We start from the raw sequence: 966 nt of genomic DNA on the forward strand, positions 1-966 counted from the left end.
CGCCATGGACTGGGCTCGCGGCCGCCGACGTTCCGGCCCGCCCCCGTCGGCGGCGCGCCGCACGACCAAGGCGTCGCCGAGGTCCGAGAGGCGCAGGCCGATGGCGTAGCCGATCCCCCACAGGCCCAGCGGCAGGAACAGGACGCCGGCCCCGATCGCCGCGCCGGGCAGGCGCAGCGCCGCGAAGGCCATGCGCACCAGCCCCACGATGGCGTCGCCCCACAATCCGCCCAGTCCAGCCGCCAGCGGCCAGGCGGCCGGCTGGGCCAGGGCCGAGAGGGCGGCGGACAGGCTGAGCACCCCGACAGTGGCGGAGAAGGCCTTGAAGGGGGTCGGCTTGAGCCGTTGCTGGACCGCGTCGCCGATGGCGCCGGCGAGGCCGAAGGCGATCAGCAGCAGGGCGGCTGGCCAGGCGGCCAGCCCCAGCGACTGCATGAACAGGTCGGCGAACAGGGCGCCGTTCAGGCCCAGCCAGTTGGTGGGCTCGGCGGAAGAGGCCGCGTTGAGACTGGGGTCGGCCGGATTCCACGAGATCAGCGCCGCCAGCAGCAGGGCCGCGAGCAGGGCCTGCAGCACGCCGCGGAACCGCACCGCGAAGGGCGCCGCCCAGACGATGCGGGCGCTCTCGAAGGCGCGGTGGCCGAGGGCGAGGGCGGCGGACATGCGGCGGCGGACTCCGGACGAAACGGGAACTCCGACGGTTGTCGCCCGGACAGGGTTAAGGGGCTGTTTACCTGATGGCCCAGCCCCCGGACCCGCTTCCACTTTGCCGCACTGGACCTGGCGACGCTGCGGCGCGACAACCGGTTCATGACCGAGACCGACCGCTACGACGTCATCATCGCCGGGGCCGGACTGGCCGGGGCGACCTTCGCCCTCGCGGCCGCCCAGGGCGGGCTGAAGGTAGTGCTGATCGACCCGCAGCCGTTCTCGGCCCAGCTGGCCCCGTCGTTCGACGGCCGCTCG

2 protein-coding genes are annotated in these 966 nt (G+C 74.1%); one reads left to right on the forward strand and one right to left on the reverse strand.

Annotation, left to right across the window (positions count from 1 at the left end; translation table 11 throughout):
- The coding region (locus tag RDU12_RS12445; RefSeq protein WP_308684884.1) for a DNA translocase FtsK 4TM domain-containing protein at positions 1–663 on the reverse strand (663 nt) is incomplete at its 3' end.
- A 147-nt stretch (positions 664–810) separates the two neighbouring features.
- Between RDU12_RS12445 and RDU12_RS12450 the strand changes: the two genes are divergently transcribed.
- Positions 811–966 (forward strand): FAD-dependent oxidoreductase (locus RDU12_RS12450; protein WP_308684891.1); only part of this gene is annotated, 156 nt, incomplete at its 3' end.

It is taken from the genome of Brevundimonas sp. (genome assembly GCF_031082345.1).
In the GTDB taxonomy this organism is placed as follows: Bacteria; Pseudomonadota; Alphaproteobacteria; order Caulobacterales; family Caulobacteraceae; genus Brevundimonas.